At 69.7% G+C, this 21,286-nt stretch carries 21 protein-coding genes and 2 pseudogenes; 12 read left to right on the forward strand and 11 right to left on the reverse strand.

Annotation, left to right across the window (positions count from 1 at the left end; all coding sequences use genetic code 11):
• Positions 1-54 precede the first annotated feature (54 nt).
• On the forward strand, positions 55-2,439 hold the full coding sequence (locus ACGFU7_RS21460; protein WP_393697593.1) for a glycoside hydrolase family 95-like protein: 2,385 nt from the start codon (positions 55-57) through the stop codon (positions 2,437-2,439).
• Between the two features lie 79 nt (positions 2,440-2,518).
• Positions 2,519-2,893 carry a PPOX class F420-dependent oxidoreductase gene (locus tag ACGFU7_RS21465; protein WP_393697594.1) on the forward strand — a complete coding sequence of 125 codons (375 nt, stop codon included), beginning with the start codon at positions 2,519-2,521 and terminating at the stop codon, positions 2,891-2,893.
• 12 nt (positions 2,894-2,905) lie between these two features.
• Here ACGFU7_RS21465 and ACGFU7_RS21470 read toward each other — a convergent pair whose 3' ends face one another.
• Together ACGFU7_RS21470 and rsgA are read right to left on the reverse strand one after the other, a co-directional pair.
• On the reverse strand, positions 2,906-4,255 hold the full coding sequence (locus tag ACGFU7_RS21470) for a DNA-3-methyladenine glycosylase 2 family protein (protein ID WP_393697621.1): 1,350 nt from the start codon (positions 4,253-4,255) through the stop codon (positions 2,906-2,908).
• A 71-nt stretch (positions 4,256-4,326) separates the two neighbouring features.
• Complete coding sequence (gene rsgA / locus ACGFU7_RS21475; RefSeq protein ID WP_393697595.1) at positions 4,327-5,502, reverse strand: ribosome small subunit-dependent GTPase A; 1,176 nt, start codon at positions 5,500-5,502, stop codon at positions 4,327-4,329.
• 376 nt (positions 5,503-5,878) lie between these two features.
• Here rsgA and ACGFU7_RS21480 point away from each other — a divergent pair, with 376 nt between their 5' ends.
• Positions 5,879-6,379, forward strand: a complete 501-nt coding sequence (locus ACGFU7_RS21480; RefSeq protein ID WP_393697596.1) for a DUF5949 family protein — start codon at positions 5,879-5,881, stop codon at positions 6,377-6,379.
• 161 nt (positions 6,380-6,540) lie between these two features.
• On the opposite strand, the gene ACGFU7_RS21485 is transcribed toward ACGFU7_RS21480, so the two are convergent.
• The 6 genes from ACGFU7_RS21485 to ACGFU7_RS21510 form a co-directional block, all read right to left on the reverse strand.
• On the reverse strand, positions 6,541-6,951 hold the full coding sequence (locus tag ACGFU7_RS21485; protein WP_393697597.1) for a rodlin: 411 nt from the start codon (positions 6,949-6,951) through the stop codon (positions 6,541-6,543).
• Positions 6,952-7,070: 119 nt separating this feature from the next.
• Complete coding sequence (locus tag ACGFU7_RS21490) at positions 7,071-7,271, reverse strand: hypothetical protein (protein WP_393697598.1); 201 nt, start codon at positions 7,269-7,271, stop codon at positions 7,071-7,073.
• A 265-nt stretch (positions 7,272-7,536) separates the two neighbouring features.
• Positions 7,537-7,947, reverse strand: a complete 411-nt coding sequence (locus ACGFU7_RS21495) for a rodlin (RefSeq protein WP_393697599.1) — start codon at positions 7,945-7,947, stop codon at positions 7,537-7,539.
• A gap of 206 nt (positions 7,948-8,153) precedes the next feature.
• The gene (locus ACGFU7_RS21500; protein WP_393697600.1) at positions 8,154-8,444 is read right to left on the reverse strand and encodes a hypothetical protein; all 291 of its coding nucleotides are present in this window, start codon (positions 8,442-8,444) and stop codon (positions 8,154-8,156) included.
• Positions 8,445-8,685: 241 nt separating this feature from the next.
• Complete coding sequence (locus ACGFU7_RS21505) at positions 8,686-8,919, reverse strand: chaplin (RefSeq protein ID WP_393697622.1); 234 nt, start codon at positions 8,917-8,919, stop codon at positions 8,686-8,688.
• A 293-nt stretch (positions 8,920-9,212) separates the two neighbouring features.
• Entirely contained in the window at positions 9,213-9,608 is a 396-nt protein-coding gene (locus ACGFU7_RS21510) for a rodlin (protein WP_393697601.1), read from the reverse strand.
• 527 nt (positions 9,609-10,135) lie between these two features.
• On the opposite strand from ACGFU7_RS21510, the gene ACGFU7_RS21515 reads away from it, so the two are divergent.
• The 4 genes and pseudogenes from ACGFU7_RS21515 to ACGFU7_RS21530 form a co-directional block, all read left to right on the forward strand.
• Complete coding sequence (locus ACGFU7_RS21515) at positions 10,136-10,930, forward strand: chaplin (protein ID WP_393697602.1); 795 nt, start codon at positions 10,136-10,138, stop codon at positions 10,928-10,930.
• Positions 10,931-11,100: 170 nt separating this feature from the next.
• Positions 11,101-11,838 carry a FadR/GntR family transcriptional regulator gene (locus tag ACGFU7_RS21520; RefSeq protein WP_393697603.1) on the forward strand — a complete coding sequence of 246 codons (738 nt, stop codon included), beginning with the start codon at positions 11,101-11,103 and terminating at the stop codon, positions 11,836-11,838.
• A 123-nt stretch (positions 11,839-11,961) separates the two neighbouring features.
• Positions 11,962-13,143, forward strand: coding sequence for an FAD-dependent monooxygenase (locus ACGFU7_RS21525; RefSeq protein WP_393697604.1), 1,182 nt, complete (start codon positions 11,962-11,964; stop codon positions 13,141-13,143).
• A gap of 178 nt (positions 13,144-13,321) precedes the next feature.
• Positions 13,322-13,710: pseudogene (locus tag ACGFU7_RS21530) on the forward strand (dihydrodipicolinate synthase family protein); the annotation flags it as partial.
• 85 nt (positions 13,711-13,795) lie between these two features.
• On the opposite strand, the pseudogene ACGFU7_RS21535 reads toward ACGFU7_RS21530, so the two are convergent.
• Together ACGFU7_RS21535 and ACGFU7_RS21540 are read right to left on the reverse strand one after the other, a co-directional pair.
• Positions 13,796-13,966, reverse strand: a pseudogene (locus ACGFU7_RS21535) (IS630 family transposase); the annotation flags it as partial.
• 85 nt (positions 13,967-14,051) lie between these two features.
• Positions 14,052-14,366 carry a hypothetical protein gene (locus ACGFU7_RS21540; RefSeq protein WP_393697605.1) on the reverse strand — a complete coding sequence of 105 codons (315 nt, stop codon included), beginning with the start codon at positions 14,364-14,366 and terminating at the stop codon, positions 14,052-14,054.
• A 599-nt stretch (positions 14,367-14,965) separates the two neighbouring features.
• Here ACGFU7_RS21540 and ACGFU7_RS21545 point away from each other — a divergent pair.
• The 5 genes from ACGFU7_RS21545 (at position 14,966) to ACGFU7_RS21565 (ending at position 19,500) form a co-directional block, all read left to right on the forward strand.
• On the forward strand, positions 14,966-16,756 hold the full coding sequence (locus ACGFU7_RS21545; protein WP_393697606.1) for an ATP-binding protein: 1,791 nt from the start codon (positions 14,966-14,968) through the stop codon (positions 16,754-16,756).
• A 120-nt stretch (positions 16,757-16,876) separates the two neighbouring features.
• Entirely contained in the window at positions 16,877-17,296 is a 420-nt protein-coding gene (locus tag ACGFU7_RS21550; RefSeq protein ID WP_393697607.1) for a roadblock/LC7 domain-containing protein, read from the forward strand.
• Positions 17,293-17,649, forward strand: a complete 357-nt coding sequence (locus tag ACGFU7_RS21555; RefSeq protein ID WP_389803439.1) for a DUF742 domain-containing protein — start codon at positions 17,293-17,295, stop codon at positions 17,647-17,649. The genes ACGFU7_RS21550 and ACGFU7_RS21555 overlap by 4 nt, the downstream gene beginning before the upstream one ends.
• Complete coding sequence (locus tag ACGFU7_RS21560) at positions 17,630-18,247, forward strand: ATP/GTP-binding protein (RefSeq protein WP_393697608.1); 618 nt, start codon at positions 17,630-17,632, stop codon at positions 18,245-18,247. The genes ACGFU7_RS21555 and ACGFU7_RS21560 overlap by 20 nt, the downstream gene beginning before the upstream one ends.
• Positions 18,244-19,500 carry a cytochrome P450 gene (locus ACGFU7_RS21565; protein WP_393697609.1) on the forward strand — a complete coding sequence of 419 codons (1,257 nt, stop codon included), beginning with the start codon at positions 18,244-18,246 and terminating at the stop codon, positions 19,498-19,500. Before ACGFU7_RS21560 ends, ACGFU7_RS21565 begins: the two co-directional genes overlap by 4 nt.
• Positions 19,501-19,633: 133 nt before the next feature.
• Here the strand turns inward: ACGFU7_RS21565 and ACGFU7_RS21570 are convergent, their stop codons facing one another.
• Complete coding sequence (locus ACGFU7_RS21570; protein ID WP_393697610.1) at positions 19,634-20,863, reverse strand: cytochrome P450; 1,230 nt, start codon at positions 20,861-20,863, stop codon at positions 19,634-19,636.
• Positions 20,864-21,286 lie beyond the last annotated feature (423 nt).

A 21,286-nucleotide genomic window follows, 5' to 3' on the forward strand; every position in this document is an offset into this window, starting at 1 on the left:
AAGGAATAGCTCGGATGAATTGCTGCGCCTGCGTACGAGTCGCCAGGAGACGCCTTGCCTACAGCACCGGACCCTGCCCGCCTGCCCCGGAACGAAGCCCCGTCCCCCTCCCGAAGAAGTGTTCTCGCCACCGGCACCGCGATCGGCGGCGCACTCGTAGTGGGCGGTGCGGCCGTCCCCGCCCAGGCAGCGGCACCGGCCGCCCCGGCACCCGCTGCCCCGGCCCCCGTCACCGTGCGCTCCCCCGACGACAGCTGGCACACGGTCCTGGACGACGCCGACCTGCTCTGGCAGAAGCTGCCGAAGACCTGGTACGAGGGCCCGTATCTGGGCAACGGCCGCCTCGGCTCCGGCATCTACGCCGAGCCCGGCGCCACCACCACGGCCATCCGTTTCAACGTCCAGCACTCCGAGGTCCAGGACCACCGCCCCGAGTTCGGCTCCCTCTTCGGCCTCGCCCGTCTCCCGATCGGTCACTTCACCCTGGAGCCGGCCGGCACCATCACGGGCATCGAGTGGTGGATGCGGCTGCGCACCGCCGAACTCGAAGGCACCGTCACCACGACCGCGGGCACCCTGAAGCTCCGGGCCTTCGTCCACTCCTCCAGCGATCTGCTCGCCGTGGAGGTCACCCCGAGCGCGGGCGAGCAGGCCTTCCGCTGGGTCTTCCACCCGGCCGACGCGATCAGCCCGCGCGCCGCTTTCAAGCCCCTCCCGGACGGCTACACCGGCAACCCGCCCGCGGTGACCGAACAGCACGGCGAGATCACCGCCGCCGTCCAGCCGCTGCTCGCGGGCGGTCAGCACGTCACCGCCTGGCAGGACCGCACCAGGGGCACGAGCCGCACCCTGTATGTCACGGTCACGCACTCCCACCCGGGGACGACGGCCCGCGACCGTGCGCTGCGTACCGTCAAGACCGCTTCCGCGCTCCCGTACGGTCTGCTCGCCGCACCCCATCGCACCTGGTGGGACCGGTTCTACCGGAAGAGTTTCCTGTCCCTGCCCGACGCCCGGCTGCAGCGCTTCTACTGGATCCAGCTGTACAAGACGGCTTCGGCGGCCCGCAAGGACGCGCCCGTGATGGCCACCTCCGGCCCCTGGCTGGAGCCCACGCCCTGGCCGAACACCTGGTGGAACCTCAACGTCCAGCTGGAGTACTGGCTGATCCACGGCTCCAACCATCTCGAACTGGACGCCGTCACCCGCGCGCTGAGCGAATTCCGGGACCAGCTCTCCCGCGAGGTCGCCGCCCCCTACCGGGCGGACTCCGCCGGCATGCCCCGCACCACCGACCCCCAGCTGGTCAATGGTGCGTCGGTCGCCGACGGCGGCTACGGCGTCGGCATCCCCGGCCAGGACCCGCCCACCCCCGAGGTCGGCAATCTGACCTGGGCGCTGCACAACGTATGGCTCTCCTACCGCCACACCATGGACGAGTCGATCCTGCGCGACACGCTCTTCCCGCTGCTGCGCAAGGCCGTCAACTACTACCTGCACTTCCTGACGCCCGGCGCGGACGGCAAGCTGCATCTCCCGGCGACGTTCTCCCCCGAGTACGGCGTCAACGCCCCGGACTGCAACTACGACCTGATGCTGCTGCGCTGGGGCTGCCGCACCCTGCTGGACTCGGCGGAGCAGCTCGGCGTCCACGACCCGCTGACCGCCCGCTGGCAGGAGGTCCTGGCCAGGCTCGCGCCGTACCCGGTCGACGCCAACGGCTTCATGATCGGCGCCGGAGTGCCGTTCGCGAAGTCGCACCGCCACTACTCGCACATGCTCGCCGTCTACCCGCTGTACGAGCTGACGGGTACGACGGCCGACGAACGCGCCCTGATCGAGAGGTCCCTCGCCCACTGGGTGGGCTTCGAAGGCGCCCTGCAGGGCTACACCTTCACCGGTGCCGCTTCGATGTCCGCGCTGCTCGGCAAGGGGGAGGACGCGCTGAAGTATCTCGGCGAGCTGATGAGCCGCTTCATCCAGGCGAACACCATGTACAAGGAGTCGGGCCCGGTCATCGAGACCCCGCTCTCGGCGGCCCAGTCGCTGCACGACATGGTGTGCCAGTCGTGGGGCGGCACGATCAGGGTCTTCCCGGCGCTGCCCGCCGCCTGGCGGGAGATGACCGTCCATGACTTCCGTACACAGGGCGCGTTCCTGCTCAGTGCGGTACGGGAGGAGGGCCGGACCCGCTGGGTGCGGCTGACCAGCGAGGCGGGCGCGCCCTGCGTCGTACGCCACGGCATCGAGGGACGGATCGAGGTCCGCGACCGGCACGGACGCCCGCTGAGTCACGAGGAGTTGGCCGACGGTGCGGTACGCATCCGCCTCCGCAAGGGCGACTCGGCGCTGATCACGGCAGAGGGCGACCGCCCGGACCTGACCGTCCGCCCGGTCACTGCGAACGAGCCCGCACCACGCTGGGGGCTGCCGGCCTGAGCCCCGGCCCGAAGTCCTGGGACCAGTGTCCGATACATCGGACGATGCGGGTGAGGGGTGCGCGTGTGAGGCTGACTCCATGATCGGATTCAGCGAGGCCGAGCGCGCGTACCTCAGCACCCAACGGTTGGGGCGGCTGGCCACCGTCGACCCGAACGGCCAGCCGCAGGCCAATCCCGTCGGCTTCTTTCCGCAGGACGACGGGACGATCCTGGTCGGCGGCTACGCACTCGGGACGACGAAGAAATGGCGCAACCTCCAGGCCAACCCGAAGGTGGCCCTGGTCGTGGACGACATCGTGAGCCTGCGGCCGTGGGCGGTCCGCGGCATCGACATCCGCGGCGAGGCCGAGCTCCTCACCGGACCGCACGATCTCGGCGCCCACTTCAGCGAAGAGCTCATCCGCATTCACCCGCAGAAGATCCACAGCTGGGGCCTCGACGAAGAGGCATGAAGGCGGACGGCCCTAGAGACTCAGGTGGCGTACGGCGTACGAACGCCAGGGCCGCCACCGCTCCGCCTCGGGCCTCCCGTCCGGATCCACATCGGGGTCGCCGAGCGCACGCATCCTGATGAGCGCCGCGGTCGCCTGGTCGATCCCCGGCAGCCGCAGCAGCGCCTGCTCGGCCTCGTCGCGGTCGGCCCCGGCGTCGAGCCGTACGTCCCCGTCGGCGAGCGCGGTCGCCAGAGCCCGCAGCGCCGGATCGTCCACCGCACCGGCCAGCACTCCCGGCTCGGGAAACACATGCGTGAGCCCGCCGCAGGGGACGTCGAGGAGCTTCCCGTACATCTCGACAGCCCGCTCCGCCCCGGCCCTGCCCACCAGCGTCCGTACGGCGAACTCCTCCGGGTCCGCGGCACCCGGCGAGCGCAGCCCCGGGCGGGCGGCGACACGCGGTGCGAGTCGCGGGTCAGTGCCGAGCCGCTCGTCGACGGCGTACGGATCGGCGTCCAGGTCGAAGAGGCGCCGCAGCCGCTGCACGGCCGTCGTCAGATCCCGCAGGTCCGTGAGGTGGATCCGGGCATCCAGCCAGGACCCGGCGGACCGCTCGTCGACGGCCACGATGCCCGTGCCGTACGGGAGCCGCAGGGTGCGCCGGTAGGTACGGGCGCCGGGCTCCCCGCTGACCTCCTCGATCCGGGCGACCGTCTCCCCGGCCAGGAGATCGAAGACCTCGCGGGCCGCGTACGGCCCCCGGTGGGCGAGCCGCAGCGGAATCCCGGTGGTGCGCGCCTCCCGTACCGCCGCTCCCAGCCCCGTCCCGGCCTCGGCGCGCAGTGCGCTCGGCGTACGGGCGTAGATCTGCCGGATCGTGTCGTTGAACTGGCGCACGCTGGCGAAACCGGACGCGAAGGCGATCTCGGTCACGGGCAGCCCGGTCGTCTGGAGCAGCACCCGCGCGGTGTGGGCCCGCTGGGCGCGGGCGAGCGCGACGGGTCCGGCGCCGAGCTCCGCGTTGAGCTGCCGCTGCACCTGGCGTGAGCTGTAGCCGAGCCGGTGGGCGAGACCGGGCACGCCCTCCCGGTCGACCACGCCGTCGCCGATCATCCGCATGGCGCGGCCGACGACATCGGCCCGGACGTTCCAGTCCGCGGAGCCGGGCACGGCGTCCGGGCGGCAGCGCCGGCACGCCCGGAAGCCGTTGCCCTGGGCGGCGGCCGCGGTCGGGTAGAAGCGGACGTTCTTCTGCTTGGGGGTGACGGCGGGGCAGCTCGGCCGGCAGTAGATGCCGGTGGTTTCGACGGCGAAGAAGAAATCCCCGTCGAAACGGGCGTCGCGGCTGCTCACCGCCTCGTACCTCGTCTGTTCGTCCATCACACCGCCCAGTGTGCGGCACCTCCGGGTACCGCACTGGCAGTTTTCGGACGTCGACCAGGGCGCTGCGGCTACCGGGCCCTGCCCCGCTTCGCATTCATGGCGGCCCGGCCCTCGGCGCCCCTGCGCTTCCATTCACGCAGCATTTCGGACCGCACCCGGGCATCGGTCTTGGCGACGATGCGCTGGTTCTCGCGGAGCAGCTTGCGGAAGCTGTCGAGGCGCCGCTCGGCCAGCGAACCGTCCTCGATCGCGGCGAGTACCGCGCAGCCGGGCTCCGACTCATGGACGCAGTCGTGGAACCGGCACTGCGCGGCCAGCTCCTCGATCTCGGAGAAGACCTGGCCGACGCCGGTCTCCGCGTCCCAGAGGCCGACGCCACGCAGTCCGGGGGTGTCGATCAGCACGCCCCCGGAGGGCAGTACCAGCAGATTGCGGGTCGTGGTGGTGTGCCGGCCCTTGCCGTCGACATCACGGGCGGCCTGCACCTCCATCACGTCGCGGCCGAGCAGGGTGTTGGCGAGGGTCGACTTGCCCGCGCCGGACACCCCGAGCAGCACGCTCGTACCGCCCGAGACGATGGCGGCGAACACATCGAGCCCCTCCCCGGTGGCGGAGCTGACGGGCAGCACCTGCACACCGGGCGCGATGGCCTCGATGTCCTGGACGAGGTACGACAGCGTGGCGGTGTCCGGCACCAGATCGGCCTTGGTCAGCACCACGATCGGCTGGGCGGCGCCGTCCCCGGCGGACGCCCCGTCGCGCAGCAGTGCGTCGCCACTGGAACTGGACATGGCGAGCGCGAGGAAGCGCTCCACCCGCCCCAGGTCGAGCTCCACGGCGAGCGAGACACAGATGGCGATGTGGTCGACGTTGGTGGCGAGCACCTGCCCTTCGGAGCGCTGCGACGACGTCGAGCGAACGAAGGCCGTACGCCGCGGCAGCAGCGTCCGTACGAATTGCGGATCACCGTCGGGGTCGACGGCGACCCAGTCGCCCGTGCAGACGATCCGCATCGGATCGCGCGGGACGACGAAGGCGGTGTCGGCCCGGAGCGTGCCGTGCGGGGTGACGACATCGCACTGCCCGCGGTCCACCCGCACCACGCGTCCGGGCAGCAGACCCTGTCCGGCGTACGGGGCGAACTCGGCGGCCCAGTCGTCGTCCCAGCCGTACGGGGACAGCGGATGCGACGCGGACGAGCCCTGAAGAGAAGAAGCGAAGGACGGAGAAGACGGGAAAGACAAGGGAAACCCTTCAAAGGGTGGCCCCGGCAACGCGCACACAGGCGCGGAGAGTTACGGAAAGGTCAGCCGGCGACCACGGGGGTGGGAACGATGCTCTTCTGGTTGTGGGCAGCGCCCACCGCAGCGACAGTCATCAATGTCCTCACCTCCTGGTTCAAGCACGGGGCCGATATCGGCGGTTCTTGTCCGCCGTCCGGAACACTGCACACGATAGCGCGCGGCCGTCGGGTGGCGTCAACGCATTTAATCCACGGCATCCGGCAGGACCCGGCCCGGAGTGCTTCACGACCATATTCATCGGAGATATCCGCAGATCTCCCTCGATCAGGTGATACACATGCACAACGACCGGCCCCTGGCCGTTATGGTGCCGAGCATGACCGCACCCCAGACCGCCACCGGCACGTTCTCACAAGCCCAGTTGGGCACGATCACGCTGATCGGGTGGAGCGGCGAACACCCCGTTGGCGGCCACGACGTCGCTTTCCTTCTCGTCTACTCACTGGGCGACGGGACGGACGGCCCGGCCGCCGGTGAGGCCGCCATGCGCGTGGCCCTGGACCGCAGTGGACTGCCGGTCGGTGCCGGTCCGGTGTACGCCACCGAGGCCCCGGGCCTTCCGGTGAAGCTGCTTGTCCAGGCCGGCCAGGCGGTCCTGACGCTGCCTCATTTCACCGCGCAGTACCCCGCACCGCCCGAGTGGCTGGCCGCGGCCGAGGAGCGGGGCGAGGTGCACGCGATGTTCGCCACCCGTCCGTGGCCCCAGGGCACGCCGGGCCGGCCGGTGAGCGAGGAGCTGCTGCGGTCCTTCGCAGGCGACGAAGAGATCATCATGACCTCCGCCCACTGTGTCCTTCCGGTACGCAGCCTGGGCTGAGCCGCCCCCGTACGCCAGATGCCCACCGCCCCCCGTGGAACGGTGGGCATCGTCATGCGTGGAGCCCTGGGGCTCCACCCCGGATACTGCTCGGCGGTGCCGTACACCGGAGTGCGGGCGACTGCGGGGCGGATCCCCGGACCGCCCGCGCTTCGAGCGTCTCAGCTGTTGCCGGCCCCGTTGCCCGAGAGCACCGGGATGTCGTCCACGAGGTGCGACAGCGCCTCGTCACCCTTGGCCTGGGTGGAGTTCTCCGTGCACTGCTGGTTCTGCGGCGAGGCCAGGACATTGACGTCCTGAACCGCGACCGGCACCAGCAGACCGGCGAGCGAACCGGCGTTGGCCTTGACCGGCACACCGACGCATGCCTTGTTCAGCGCGCCCTGGACAAGCTGGAGCTGCGGGCTGCCGTCACCCTGGGTCACGCTGTTGCCGGACTCACTCACGGCGTTGTTGCCATTGACCGACGTGGTCCCCTGGTCATCACCGATCGCCATGGCCGCCGGGGCCGCGACGGCCGACAGACCGACCAGGGACACGGCCACTGCTGCGCCGGCCATCATCTTCTTCATCACGCTTCACCTTTCGGGGCGTCCCGTTGTGGAACGTACTGATCAACCTGTTACGGAAGCGTCGGTTCCGCAGTACCACTCAAATGGGTTCGATCCGGCGCGAGTTCGACGCTCCGCCCTCACCCGTCGACGTCTTCTTCGGAGATACGGGCTGCAGGAACGCGGCTTCCCGCACAAGGTCGATGAAGCTGCGCGGGCGGTGCCGGCTCCGGGCCGCCGCGGGCCGCCTGCCATTCGGCGAGCAGCCGGTCGTAGATGGGTGTGGCGTCCTGCGCGTGCCGCTGCCGGCCGCTGGGGCGTTGGCTGTCGTACTGGTCCATGAATGGCCCCTACCCGGTGCGACGGGTGACGTCTGCCGTCACTACGGCAACCGGCCCAGTCAGCCCGTCCCTTCGAGGGGCCGGCGGTGTCCAGGACGCGCGACGTGGGGCCGGCGCATCCGGGCCGCCGAAGAACGGCTGCCGCGTGGATGTGCCGGCCCCACGGATGTTTCACACACTGCAGGCAAGCAAGCTCGAAGCCGCCCGCTTCGCCGTCCTCGGCGAGTTCGAGGAATCGGCGAGGATCGCCCGGGGCGGTACGGCTCTAGTTGTTGCCGGTGCCGTTGCCGGACAGGATCGGAATGCCGCTCAGGATGTGCGACAGGGCCTCGTCACCCTTGGCCTGGGTGGAGTTCTCCGTGCACTGCTGGTTCTGCGGCGAGGCCAGGACGTTGATGTCCTGGACCGGGATCGGAACGGCGCCGAGGACCGAACCGACGTTGGCCTTGGCCGGCAGGGCGATGCAGGGCTTGTTGAGCGAGCCCTGGATGAGCGCGAACTGCGGGCTCCAGTCACCGTGGGTGGCCGAGTTGCCGTACGACTGGACGGCATCGTTGCCGTTGACCGACGTCGTACCACCGTCGTTGCCGACGGCCATGGCCTGCGGGGCGATCGCGGCGGAGACGCCGACGATCGAAGCAGCGACGGCTGCCGAGGCCATAATCCTCTTGATCATTAAATAGCCCTTCTGGGGGTTCTCTGTTGCCCACCTGTTGGGGGTTCTCTGTTGCCCACCTGTTGGGGGTTCTCTGTTGCCCACCTGTCCGGAGCGCTCTGACTCAACTCACGGCGATGGGGACGGTTGTGCCGGTTCACTCGAACGGTGCTTTTGCTGTCCGGCTGTTCGCCGAATGCAGCGGGGAACTGCCGTGGCGCGACGGATCAGCCGCCGATCGGCAGCCCGCCCATCAGCGGGGCCGCACCCTTGGCCGCACCGGTGGCCTGCCCGGCCAGCTTGGTGACGGAGCCGCTCTTCTGGACCGAATCGGCGGCGCCGCCAACCGTGTCGACGATCGGGTCGACAGCCTGCGGGGCGCTTTCCGCCACCTGGTTGACGCCGCCGTTGAGGCTGAAGTTGGGGGCCGTGGCGGTGGTAACGGCGAAGGCGGGAGCAGCCGTTCCGAGAGCAACCACGGAACCGGCAACAAACGCAGCAGTCTTCGCGTACTTCACTTTCGGGTTCCCTTCTGCAGCGGCATTTGTTTCGGTCGCGCACTCGCGCCGCACAAGCCTTCTTTAGCTGTGACTTCTACCGCTTTCACCCTGGGTAACGATGCGGTTGCGACACAGCAACTGGACGGTGCCGTTTTTCTCCGGACCACTCGATCGAATAACGGAAAAGGGGAAGGCCCCGGTACGCATCGAATGCGCACCGGGGCCTTCCGGCCATGAGCGTCCGGCTCGGGACCGGAGATCAGCTGTTGGCGCAGGCGTCGCCGAAGGCGGGGTTGAGCAGGGCGATCACGTTCACGGTGTTGCCGCAGAGGTTGACCGGAACGTGGACCGGAGCCTGGATGACGTTGCCGGACACCACGCCCGGGGAGTTGGCGGCGCTGCCATCGGCACCGGCATCGGCGAAGGCGGGTGCAGCGGCACCCATCGCCATCAGGGTTCCGGCGGCGATGGCGGCAACCTTGGTGTACTTCACTTTTTTTCCCTTTCTTTGACGGAGTCCGGAGCGGCCACGTCTTTCGTGCCGCACGAGCGCGGTCCTGATCACTCGTAACTCCGCCGCTGCAATTCGTAACGATTTAAGACCGTAGGCGAAACTCTTCAAGAAGAAGATTCCTGAAAAACCGCCCGAATGACGCAGCATCGACCACTCGATGCCGCGAGCGCGATCATCGGACAATCCGATGCGCCGGTACCGGGAAAGACAGCAACGGGCCCGGGCCGCGCGGGGAGGAGTGCCGACGGCCTGGGTCTGCCATTGCGGCTGGATCAGCTGTTGCCGTTGCCGGAGAGCACCGGAATGCCGTCCAGGATGTCCGACAGCGGCTCGTCACCCTTGGCCTGGGTGGAGTTCTCGGTGCACTGCTGGTTCTGCGGCGAGGACAGGACATTGACGTCCTGGACCGCAACGGGGACCAAGCCGACGAGCGAGCCGGGGTTGGCCTTGGCCGGCAGGCCGATGCACGGCTTGTTCAGGCTGCCCTGGACCAGGCCGAACTGCGGGCTGCCGTCACCATGGGTCTCGGAGTTGCCGAACGACTGCGAGGCTCCGTCGCCGTTGACCGAGGTCGTACCGCCGTCGTCACCGATCGCCATGGCCTGCGTCGCGCCCAGACCGAGGATGGAGGCGGCAACGGCACCCGTAGCCAGAACCTTCTTGATCACGATTAACCCTTCTCGTACTGGATGCCCCGTACCGGAGCCCCCTGCCCAACTCGTGACCGGGCGTTTAGTTCTCGCCATTCACCCGAATGCCGAGGCGCACGGACAGCACGAGGCGAAGCCGCTGAGGCCGCAGGAGCACTCAGCAGCCCGAGCCTCTTCTCCAAGGAACCAACGGTCCGGAATCCATGCAGTGTTGAGCGTCCGCGCGCGGCGAACGACGTCAGCATGAACGCGCATAAGTAATCCGTTCGAGTGGTCACAAAATTTCCACGACCTTTTGAGTTTCCTCAACAATTCCTCCTCGTTATGGATTTCATCAAGCGTGCAGCTTGGGCGTTCACCGAGCAGAAATGGGACTTATCACATGAAGAGCGCTTCTTCGTGGTCTCTCCGCCTTTCCGCAACCGCCGCTTGCCGACTCACGCAGGAAGACTCCCGCGGTGATGTCCCCGGCGCAATCTGTAATCGCCTGATGAATGAAACGCGAGCGTTCCGCTCGCACGGAATGTCCTAGGAAAGGGCAACCAATGCGAAAAGCCTTGAGTAAGAGCGTGCTGGTCATGGCGGCGGCGTCAGGCATTCTGACCGCGGCCGGCGGGTACGCATTCGCGGACGCGTCGGCCGATGGCGCCGCCATCGGTTCGCCGGGTGTCGGCTCGGGCAACACCGTGCAGGTGCCGGTGCACGTTCCCGTCAACGTGTGCGGCAACACGGTCAATGTGGTCGGTCTGCTGAATCCCGCGTTCGGCAATGAGTGCGAGAACGAGGGCGGCGCCAGGAATGGCAACGGCGGCCAGGGGGCGAGCGCCGAGGGCATCGCGACCAACTCTCCCGGCGTGCTGTCCGGAAACCTCATCCAGGCTCCGGTGGACGTCCCGGTCAACGCCTGCGGCAACAGCGCCGACGTCGTCGGTGCGCTGAACCCCGCGTTCGGCAACGAGTGCTCCAACGTGAGCGGGCCGGGCGACGAGCCGCCGGTGGTCGAGCCCCCCGTGGTCGAACCGCCGGTGGTCGAGCCCCCCGTGGTCGAACCCCCCGTGGTCACACCCCCGGTGGTCGAGCCCCCCGTGGTCGAACCCCCCGTGGTCACACCCCCGGTGGTCGAGCCCCCCGTGGTCGAACCCCCTGTGGTCACACCCCCGGTGGTCACGTCCACCGACGGTGGTCCTCTGGTTCCGGTGGCCGCCGGGGAGCCAGTGCGCACCAGCTCGCAGCTGGCCCACACCGGTGCCAGTGACCTCGGCGCGGCTGCCGGTGCGAGCGCCGCGCTGCTGCTCGGTGGCGCGGTGCTGATGCGCCGGGTCCGCCGCTCGCAGAGCTGATCCACGGATCAGTCAGCCTGGAGACGAACAGGCCGGGTCGGACAGCAAATGCTGTCCGACCCGGCCTGCTGCGTTTACAAGCAAGCCTCAGACATCGGATGTCTGATGTATTGATAGCGTGGGACGCGGCTTGATGGACCGGAAGGGGGCAAGAGGTGGGGAGCTCACGTATGTCCGGTGCGAGGCCCTGTCGGCAGTTGCTCCGGCAGGAAGTCGTCGAGGGCATCAAGCGCCACATACTCGAAGAGCGCCTCCGCCCCGGTGATCCGCTGCCTACCGAGCCGGCCCTGTGCGAGGCGCTCGGCGCCAGCCGTTCCAGCGTCCGCGAAGCGGTCAAGATCCTCGACGCGCTGGACATCGTCGAGGTGCGCCACGGGCACGGCACCTACGTGGGCAGGCTGAGCCTCTCCGCCCTGGTGGAGAGCCTGACCTTCCGCGGACTGCTCTCCCCCGACGACGACTTCCAGGTGCTGGCCGACCTGGTCGACGTACGCGAGCTCGTCGAGCGCGGGATGGCCGACCGGATCCTCTCGCTGCTCAGCGCGGACCAGCTCGACGCGCTGAACGACCTGGTCGCCACCATGCGCGAGACCGACGCGCATGAGGAACACGGCTTCGTGGAGGCGGACCGGGCGTTCCACGCGCTGCTGGTGGCCCCGCTCGGCAATGCACTGATCGGCCAGCTCTCGATGGCCTTCTGGGACGTGTACGCGATCGTCGCGCCGCACCTCGACGGATTCACACACGCCGATGAGATGGCGACGATCGCGGCGCACCAGAACATCGTGGACGCCGCGCGGGCCGGGGACATCGCCGGTTTCATGAAGGCGCTGAGCGAGCACTACGCCCCGGTCAGGCGCCGGATCTCCGAAGCCCGCGCCCGCGACAACGCCGGGGACGCTGTCTAGGGTCCGCTCGCCACGCATCCCGTGATGTGGCATTGCACCAGCCGCAGCGGGTCGGAAGCTAGTGCGACGATGAGGGTGTTCAGCATCTCCCGGAGCGTCAGAACAGGTGGTAGCGCGGTGGCAGTGACGGGCTTACGCATCGGGGTGGTCGGCGGCAGCATCGCCGGCTGCGCCATGGCGATCGCAGGGGCGCGGGCCGGGGCGGATGTCACCGTCCACGAGCGCAGCAACGGCGAGTTGCAGGACCGTGGGTTCGGCATCGTCATCCCGCCGCTACTGCATCAGGAGTTGGTCGCGGGCGGGTATCTGGGCGCGGACATGCCGACGACGCCCGTCGCCACCCGTATCTGGCTCGCCCGGGCGCCGGGCCGGCGGTCGGCGCGTGAGCTGGCACGGCAGGCGAGCCCGGTGACACCGTGCAACTGGGGCCTGTTGTGGCGGGCGTTGCGTTCGGGCATCGGGGAGAGCGTGTACCACCGCGGGCTGCCCGTCAGTTCCGTCGGCCGGACCTCCTCCGGCCGTGCTCTGGTCCGTACCGCGGACGGAGAGCAGGAGTACGACATCGTCGTGGGGGCGGACGGGCACCGGTCGGTCACCCGCGAGCTGATCGCACCGGAGGTGGCGCCCGTTCCCGCCGGATATCTGGTGTGGCGGGGCACGATTCCGCTGAGCGCGCTCCGCGACCATCCGAAGCAGCTGGAACTTCTGCGGACCGCCTGGATCACGCTGGGTTTTCCGGGCGGGCACGGTGTCTTCTATCTGATTCCGGGGGCCGTTCCGGGATCGCGTCTGCTGGCCTACGCCATTTACGGGTTTCCCCCGGTGGCGGCGGAGTCGGAAGTCCCGGTCTCCGCCTCGTATGTACGGAGCATCGCGGAGGAGCACTTCCCGGCGGAGTGGGCCGATGTCGTCGCCCGGGGCGAGCACGCCTCGCAGGCGCTCCATCCGGTCGCCGATTTCGTCGTGCCCCGGACCGCGAAGCCGCCGTTCCTGCTGGCGGGCGACGCGGCGAGCGTCACCCGGCCGCACACCGCCAGCGGCGCGGTCAAGGCGCTTCAGGACGCACTGTGTCTGGAGCGCGCACTGCGTGGTTCCTCCTCGCCGGCCGAGGCATTGCACCGGTACGCGGACGAGCGCACCGCCGAGGGGGCCCGCCTGGTCGAGTTGGGGCGCAGGCTGGGGCGTGAATTGGTGGAGAACACGCCGGACTGGCCGGCGATGGGGCCCGCCGATGTGGACGCGTGGAGCCGTGCCACGTTGAACGGCGCCAGAAGCTATCTGTACGGAAGCGTCCAGCAGCGGTAACCGGCCCCGCCACCGGGCGGGTTCAGCGAGGCGATCCATGTCCTGAGGCGCGTTTTCCCCTTGACCGGTCACAGAAGCATCTGTCTAAGGTGACGCCAGACATAGGACATCTTATGTCATACTCCGTGCGGCCGCCCCGGCCACGGATCGGTGCATCGACCAAGCTGGAGCCCTCACCATGTCTCCGACCGCACCGCTGCACGGCGTCGTCCCGCCGGTCTGCACCCCGCTCGACTCCCGGGGGACGTCGACACCGCGTCCCTCGCCCGGCTCGTCGAGCACCTCATCTCCGGTGGTGTGCAGGGGCTGTTCGCGCTCGGATCGACCGGCGAGGTCGCGTACCTCACCGATGAACAGCGCGCCACGGCGCTGGAGACCGTGATCGATGTGGCCAACGGCAGGGTTCCGGTGCCGGCCGGTGTCATCGACACCACCACCGCGCGCGTCGTCGAGCACGCCAGGTCCGCCACCGAGCTGGGCGCGGACGCCCTGGTCGCGACCGCGCCGTTCTACACCCGCACCCATGTCAAGGAGATCGCCCAGCACTTCCGGCGACTGCGCGGAGAGGGCGTCCGCCCCAGTGGATGCCTTTCTCACTGCGGATGCGGGCGCGTTCCCGACGTTGCCCGGCCGGCACGTCAGGGTGGCGAGCGTCGGCCTGGACGAGCTTCGCGATCACCGGGACCCGGTTCCCGCCGGCCGAGGCCAGCAGCATCATCGCGCGCCGGAACCGCACCGAACCGGTGCTGCCCCGGCGCACGATCTGCTGCAGCTTCTGCCCCTCCTGGTCGGTTGACCTGCGCACACGGACAGGCCCGGCCATCGCGCCTCCAGCGGTCGGATCGGACGTCACCGCACACATCCAACCGCCGCGACAACGAGCCGGGCGAATCTTCCCGGTCGGAGGGCTACTTCTCGCGCAGAGTCTCGACTTCGGCGGCCAGCACAGCTATGTCGCGGACGTGCGTGTAGTACCTGGTCGCGTACTCGTCGTCGATCGCCGGGAGAACCTTCTCGAACACCGCCGTCAGCCGGATCAAGCCTTCACCGCGCTGTTCGTCGAGTGAGCCTTTGAGAACGCCCAGGGCGTAGCCGTAGGCGTCCGCATCAAGCATCACCATGTCCTGGTCCTCGATGTCCAGGCCGCGGAAGCTTGGCGGGAACGGCATGGCCATGTGCTCGGCCATCGCCTGCGAGAGCGCTTCGAGCTTCTCTTCGAACATGCACAAGATCCTGCCGGATCCCACCCGGCGAACCAATGCGGTCACGGCACCAGACGGATGGCCGTCGCCCGGGGCTCCGCGAGGAACCCGGGGAACAGAACCCGGCGTACAGCCCGACTCGTCTGCCGCTCACCTCGCCCGGGGCGTGCCGTCCTTCCACTGACCGGGGTTCACCTCAGTCGCCGCCGCCCTCGCCGGGTGTCCCAACAGCAATGGAAGTTGGTTGGGTTCGGCTTCGGCCTGCGTTTGGTTGGCTGGAAAGTGGTTGTTGGTGTTCGAAGTTGACGTGTGGAAGGCGTTCACTTTTACAATTTTGACACTTTGTCAACGCATTTGCAGCCTGTCCCTGTGTGTCAGCCGGACTGAGGGGACGTCATCTCCTTTATCACGGACTGACGTTCAGGCGGTTGGTTCACGACGAACTTGGGTCACCGGCGGACTGTGCAGCTAGTCAGATCTTCTCGCGCGGCAGTGTGGCTAGCATGAGCAGGTACCCGGTCGGAAGATCGTCGTCCACTTGGCGACCCCCTTTCCGACCTGCGGCCGCCGTGAGTCGGCTGCCCCGTTTCTTCTGATCTCATGGACCGAGGGACCGCGGAATGTCAGTGCCTGCACCGCTCAGTCAGCACCGGCCGGCGAAGGGGCCGCGCACCTCGCCGACCACGCCCCTGGTCGTACTGGTGGTGAGTGCCGCGGCCGGCGGCGTGGCCGTCGCCCTGGCGCCGTCCGGCGCCCGCACCTGGGCGCTGACCGTGGCGGCGGTCGCCTGGGTGTGCGTGGCCGCGGCCGTCCTCGTCAGCCACCGGCTCGTCCAGCGGGCCCGGCGCACGGCCGCCGCGCAGACATCCGAGACCGGCCGTCTCAAGGCGCAGTCGGCGCAGCTGTCGGCGGAGACCGCGCACCTGGTCAACGTGACGTTGCCCGCCGTGGCCAAGCAGCTGCGGGACGGCACGAGCGCGGCCGACGCGCTGGGCAGCGTGCCCCTGCCGTCCGACCCGCAGCCGGGCCGGATCGTGCACACCTTCGCCGCCGCCGTCGAGGAAGGCGTACAGCACGCGGCCGCCCTGGACGGCGAGCGCCGGCAGGCCCAGTACGAGCTGAACGAGGCGGCCGCCGCGCTGGAGCGGCTGGCGCAGGAGACCCTGCCCGCCGTGGTCGCCCGGCTGCGCGAGGGCCGGTCTGCCGACACGGTGCTCGCCGAACTCGACCTGCCGCGGCTGCCCATGGTCCGCACCCCGACCGAGTCGTTCGTCCGCGAACTCGCCCACAGCGAGCGGCGCGCCGCCGCGGCACAGGCCGCCTCCGCCAGGGCGCTCAGCCGCGTCCAGGCCAAGTCCGTCAGCATGCTCGCCGACCTGCGGGACATGCAGGAACGATACGGCGAGGAGGTCTTCGGCGACCTGCTGAAGCTGGACCACAGCACCTCCCAGCTCGGCCTGATGACCGACCGGCTCGCGCTGCTCATGGGCGGCCGGTCCAGCCGCGCCTGGAACAAGCCGATCGTGATGGAGAGCATCCTGCGCGGCGCCGTCGGCCGAATCGCCGCCTACCAGCGGGTGCGCCTGCACTGCTCCACCACCGCCGCGATCTCCGGCTTCGCCGCCGAGGGCGTCATGCATCTGCTCGCCGAACTGATGGACAACGCCGCGAACTTCTCCCCGCCCATCGACGAGGTGCACGTCTACGTCGAGGACCGCAGCGCCGGCATGGTCGTCACCATCGAGGACAGCGGCCTGAAGATGGCCGACGCGGCCATGCGCCGCGCCGAGGAGGCGGTGTCCGGTCACATGACCGACCTCGCCTCGCTCCAGGGCACCCGCCTCGGCCTCGCCGTGGTCGGACGGCTCGCGGTGAAGTACGGCATCAGCGTCAACTACCGCCCCTCGTCGCGCGGCGGCACCGGCGTCGTCGTACTGCTGCCCCAGCAACTGCTCGCTCAGCAGCGCGAGTCGGTGTCGCGCGGGCCGGCCGGCCGCCCCGCCGCGGGGACCGCGCCCACGCCGGGCCCCGCCCCCGCCGCCTCGCCCGCCCCGGCCCCGGCGTCCGAGCCCACCTCGCGCCCCGGCGTCCCGGAGCGGCCCGCCGCCCGGCCGGAGCTGCCCGAACAGGGACAGCCCCGGCGCGCCACCGGCTCCACGCTGAACGGCCTGCCCGTCCGTGCCCCCGGCCGCACCATGGCCGAGGCGGAGCGGGAGCGCGAGCAGCGCCGGTCGGCGTCCGAGGCGGCATCCGGGGCCGCGTCCGAGACGGCGGACGGAGACCGCCCGGAGCAGCGCCCGGCACGCGACGCGGGCGCCCGGTTCGGCGCCTTCCACCGCGGGCGCCGGGCCGCGGGCGGCACCGCCGGACCGGATGCCCGGCCCGAGTCCGAGCCGCCGGCCGCCCCGTAGCCGCCAACCCCTTTCCCGTACGGCGCCCGGGGCGTCGGCGCCCACTTCCCGCTCGAGTTCCTGAGATTGGAGGAACGGGCCGGTGACCGGTCAACCGGCACCACCGTCCCATCACCCATCATGCAGACCACCGACAACAGCCTCACCTGGCTCCTCCAGAGCCTCCTGAAGTGCACCCCCGGCACCCGGCACGCTCTGGCCCTGTCCCGGGACGGCCTGAAGCTCTGCTGGACCGAACACCTGACGCTCGACCAGGGCGACCAGCTGGCGGCGATCTGCTCCGGCATCCAGGCCCTGGCCCAAGGCGCGTCCGTGGAGTTCGGCGACGGCACCGGCGGCGTCCGGCAGTCCATGACCGAGTTCCACGGCGGCCTGCTGTTCATCGTGGAGGCCGGCGAGGGAGCGCATCTGGCCGTCCTCGCCGAGGAGGACGCCGACCCCGGCGTGGTGGGCCATCAGATGACGGAGCTGGTGGAGCAGATCGGCGAGCACCTGCGCGCCGAGCCCCGAGAGCCCGTTCCGGGGAGTGCCGCGTCGTGATGCGCAAGCCCGTGGACACCGGTGCCCCCGACCGGCTCTACACGGTCACGGCCGGCCGGAGCCGCGCCGACGACTCCTTCGACCTGGTCACCCTGATCGTCAGTGAGTGCCGGCCCACGGCGGGAATGCAGTCGGAGCACGCCCGGATCCTGGAGCTGTGCCAACACCCCACGGCTGTCGTCGAGATCGCCGCGGAGCTGAAACTGCCCATCACGGTGGTGCGGATCCTGCTCGGCGACCTGCTCGACATGGGCCGCATCACCGCCCGCCACCCGCGCGCGGCGCAGTCCGTCGCCTCGCTCCCCGATTCCGCCCTTCTCAAGGAGGTGCTCCATGGGCTCCGCAACCTCTGAGCTGCCCTCCCACCGCACGCCACTGGCCGACGCGGCGGAGACCGGCCTGAAGATCGTCATCGTGGGCGGTTTCGGTGTCGGCAAGACGACCCTGGTCCGCTCGGTGAGCGAGATCCGGCCGCTGAACACCGAGGAGGTGATGACGCAGGCCGGCGTCGGCGTCGACGAGACCAGTGCGGTCTCGACGAAGACGACCACGACGGTGGCGTTCGACTTCGGGCGGATCAGCCTCAACGAACGCATGGTGCTGTACCTGTTCGGCGCGCCGGGCCAGGAACGCTTCTGGTTCCTGTGGGACAGGCTGTTCTCCGGAACGCTGGGTGCCGTGGTGCTCGTGGACACGCGCCGGATGAACGACTCCTGGTACGCGATAGACCGGCTGGAGCACCACAAGACGCCGTTCGTGGTGGCCGTCAATCGGTTCGACGACGACACCCACCGGTACTCCCTGGAGGAGATCCGCCAGGCGCTCGCGCTGCCCGAGCACGTGCCGATGCTCGACTGCGACGCGCGGGTCCGGCAGTCCGGCAAGGACGTGCTGGTCACCCTCGTGGACCACCTGTACGAACGGGCGATGGCCCAGGAGGCGACACCATGACCGACCCCTCTTCCGCGCAACCGGCTCCGCCGGGCTGCCCCGCCCACACCGACGCGGTGCGCCTGGCGGGGCTCGAGTACCAGCAGACGCCGTCGCAGCTGTACCGCGCGATGCGCCGCGAGCACGGCGCGGTCGCGCCGGTGCTGCTCGACGGGGACATCCCGGCCTGGCTGGTGCTCGGCTATTCCGAGGTTACGTACGTGACCAGCCACGACGAGCTGTTCGCGCGGGACTCCCGGCGCTGGAACCAGTGGGAGAACATCCCGGCGGACTGGCCGCTGCTGCCGTACGTCGGCTACCAGCCGTCGGTGCTGTTCACCGAGGGCGACGAGCACCGGCGGCGGGCCGGAGTGATCACTCAGGCGCTGGAGGGCGTCGACCAGTTCGAGCTGGCGCGCAACTGCCAGCTGATCGCCGACCGGCTCATCGCCGACTTCGCGGGCAGCGGGCAGGCGGAGCTGATGACCGGATACGCGCACGCCCTGCCGATGCGGGCCGTGGTGCAGATGTGCGGGATGCCGACCTCGGGTGAGGACACCCAGCAGCTCGTCGAGGACCTGCGGATCTCGCTGGACGCGGCGGAGGGCGACGACCCGGTGGCGGCGTACGGGCGCGTGGGCGAGCGGCTGCGGCAGCTGGTGAAGGACAAGCGGGAAAGCCCCGGTCCGGACGTCACCTCGCGCATGCTGCTGGATCCGGCGGGACTGACGGACGAGGAGATCGTCCAGGACCTGATCTCGGTGATCGCCGCGGCGCAGCAGCCGACCGCGAACTGGATCTGCAACACGCTGCGGCTGCTGCTGACGGACGAGCGGTTCGCGGTGAACGTGTCGGGCGGCCGGCTCAGTGTGGGCGAGGCGCTCAACGAGGCGCTGTGGCTGGACACGCCGACGCAGAACTTCATCGGGCGCTGGGCCGTTCGGGACACCCAGCTGGGCGGGCGACAGATCAGGGCGGGCGACTGCCTGGTGCTGGGGCTGGCCGCGGCCAACACCGATCCGCAGATCTGGCCGGAGACGCACGTGGGCGCGGAGAACGCCGCGCACCTGTCGTTCAGCAACGGCGAGCACCGCTGCCCCTATCCGGCACCGCTGCTTGCGGACGTGATGGCGCGGACGGCGGTCGAGACGCTGCTGGAGCGGCTGCCCGACCTGGTGCTGTCGGTGGAGCCGGAGACGCTGACCTGGCGTCCGTCGATCTGGATGCGGGGGCTGACGGCGCTGCCGGTGCAGTTCACGCCGGTGGTGCAGTAGAGCGGGCGCCCGATGACCCGGTAGGGCGGGCGCCCGGTCGCGCGGCAGCCCGGCCCACCCGGTGGTGCGGCAGCGCGGGCACATGGGCCCTTGGGCGGGGCCCATCACCTCGGCGGTGGTGCCGGTAAGGCGGTCAGGCGGCCGTCACGGGCGTGAACCGCACCGGCAGGCGCTGCGGTCCGCGGGTGAAGACGCCTTCCTCGACCGGGTCGAAGCCGTCGGCGAGGCGTATGTCGGGCATGGCGTCCAGCAGCTGGCTGACGCCGATCTCGACCTCCGCCTTGGCGAGCAGCGCGCCGACGCAGAAGTGCCGGCCGAGCGCGAAGGCGAGGTGGTCGGCGGCGGCGGAGAAGGCGGTCGTGGTGGTCAGGTCGTCGCGGAAGATGTCGAAGCGGTCGGGGTCGCGGTAGCGGCTCTCGTCGCGGTTGGCGGCGCCTATCAGGCAGGTGACGGTGACACCGGCGGGTATGGTGCCGCCGCTGAGCTTCACCTCGGTCGCGGACTGCCGCATGATCATGTGGACGGGCGGGGTGTACCGCAGGGTCTCGGCGAAGGCCCGCGGGATCAGGTCGCGGTCCGCGCGGACAGCGGCGAGCTGGTCGGGGTGGAGCAGCAGGTTCGCGAAGATGCTGGCGATCGCCTTGTCGGTGGTCTCGCCGCCGGCGGCGAGCAGCAGGCTGCAGAACGCCTTTATGTCCTCGTCGCTCATCCGCACACCGTCGACCTCGGCGGCGCACAGCGTGGACAGCAGGTCGTCGCCCAGGTTCTCGCGGCGTTCCCGGATGATCGGCAGCATGTACTCGGCGAACTCGACACGGGTCCGCTCGCCCGCCGCGGCCACCTCGGGGTCACCCGAGAGGTTGCCGAGGAAGGCGATGACGGACGTGTACCAACGGTGGAAGCGCGCGTGGTCCGCCTTGTCGAGGCCCAGCATGTCGGCGATCACGTTGACCGGGAAGCGGGTGGCGTAGTCGTTGACCAGGTCGGCGGAGCCGGAGTTCCGGAAGGCGTCGATCAGTTCGCGCGAGTTGCGCTCGATGACGGGGAGGAACTTCTCCTGGAGGTCGGCGCCGCGGAAGGCGGGGGCGACGAGGGCGCGGCGCACGGCGTGCTCACGGCCGCTGAGCTGGAGGATCGTCTTGCCGTGCACGGGCTCGATCTGCCAGTCGTAGTTGTCGGTGGTGAACTCGCCGTTCTTGTCCTTGAAGACGCGCTCGACGTCCTCGTAGCGCGAGATGATGTAACTCTGCGTGGCCTCGTGCCAGATGAGGGGCGCGGTGTCGCGCATCAGACGGTACGCCGGGTAGGGGTCCGCGGCGAACTCGGGCGAGAGGATGTCGGGCACCTGCTGCGCGGTGGACATGGGGCTCCCTCAAGGTCAGTGACTGGCTTACGGCACAAGGTAATTGATCAATGGTCAACCAAGACAGCCCCCACCGCCTTCCCTGCTGCCCCACCGGCAACCGTTGGCTAAAAATCGCCAATTGAACTTGGCCGAAGCGGCCATGCCGTCGTATCGGCCCATGCCTGCATGCCTGTTCGCCTGCACCTCGGGGGCGGCAGCGTCCGCCGTGTAGGCCGAGCAACGTCGGGAACGCGCCCGCATCCGCGGTGAGAAAGGCATCCGCTGGGGCGGACGCCCTCTCAAGATCGCAGCCTGATCAACCCGGCGAACCAATGCGGTCACGGCACTAGTAGGGCTTGGTCATGTTGGTGCGAGGTCTGGCATGTCGCGGTGACAGGTGGGGCAGGCGCCGGTCCAGATCGCGAAGAGTGTCTGCAGCTC

The sequence above is a fragment of the Streptomyces sp. NPDC048473 genome, assembly GCF_043200155.1.
In the GTDB taxonomy this organism is placed as follows: Bacteria; Actinomycetota; Actinomycetes; order Streptomycetales; family Streptomycetaceae; genus Streptomyces.

Bases quoted from the DNA above. Each gene is read 5' to 3' on its own strand.
- ACGFU7_RS21465 (WP_393697594.1), top strand. From the start codon at position 2,519: ATGATCGGATTCAGCGAGGCCGAGCGCGCGTACCTCAGCACCCAACGG.
- ACGFU7_RS21470 (WP_393697621.1), bottom strand. From the start codon at position 4,255: ATGGACGAACAGACGAGGTACGAGGCGGTGAGCAGCCGCGACGCCCGT.
- ACGFU7_RS21480 (WP_393697596.1), top strand. From the start codon at position 5,879: ATGACCGCACCCCAGACCGCCACCGGCACGTTCTCACAAGCCCAGTTG.
- ACGFU7_RS21485 (WP_393697597.1), bottom strand. From the start codon at position 6,951: ATGAAGAAGATGATGGCCGGCGCAGCAGTGGCCGTGTCCCTGGTCGGT.
- ACGFU7_RS21490 (WP_393697598.1), bottom strand. From the start codon at position 7,271: ATGGACCAGTACGACAGCCAACGCCCCAGCGGCCGGCAGCGGCACGCG.
- ACGFU7_RS21495 (WP_393697599.1), bottom strand. From the start codon at position 7,947: ATGATCAAGAGGATTATGGCCTCGGCAGCCGTCGCTGCTTCGATCGTC.
- ACGFU7_RS21515 (WP_393697602.1), top strand. From the start codon at position 10,136: ATGCGAAAAGCCTTGAGTAAGAGCGTGCTGGTCATGGCGGCGGCGTCA.
- ACGFU7_RS21520 (WP_393697603.1), top strand. From the start codon at position 11,101: ATGTCCGGTGCGAGGCCCTGTCGGCAGTTGCTCCGGCAGGAAGTCGTC.
- ACGFU7_RS21540 (WP_393697605.1), bottom strand. From the start codon at position 14,366: ATGTTCGAAGAGAAGCTCGAAGCGCTCTCGCAGGCGATGGCCGAGCAC.
- ACGFU7_RS21545 (WP_393697606.1), top strand. From the start codon at position 14,966: ATGTCAGTGCCTGCACCGCTCAGTCAGCACCGGCCGGCGAAGGGGCCG.
- ACGFU7_RS21550 (WP_393697607.1), top strand. From the start codon at position 16,877: ATGCAGACCACCGACAACAGCCTCACCTGGCTCCTCCAGAGCCTCCTG.
- ACGFU7_RS21560 (WP_393697608.1), top strand. From the start codon at position 17,630: ATGGGCTCCGCAACCTCTGAGCTGCCCTCCCACCGCACGCCACTGGCC.
- ACGFU7_RS21565 (WP_393697609.1), top strand. From the start codon at position 18,244: ATGACCGACCCCTCTTCCGCGCAACCGGCTCCGCCGGGCTGCCCCGCC.
- ACGFU7_RS21570 (WP_393697610.1), bottom strand. From the start codon at position 20,863: ATGTCCACCGCGCAGCAGGTGCCCGACATCCTCTCGCCCGAGTTCGCC.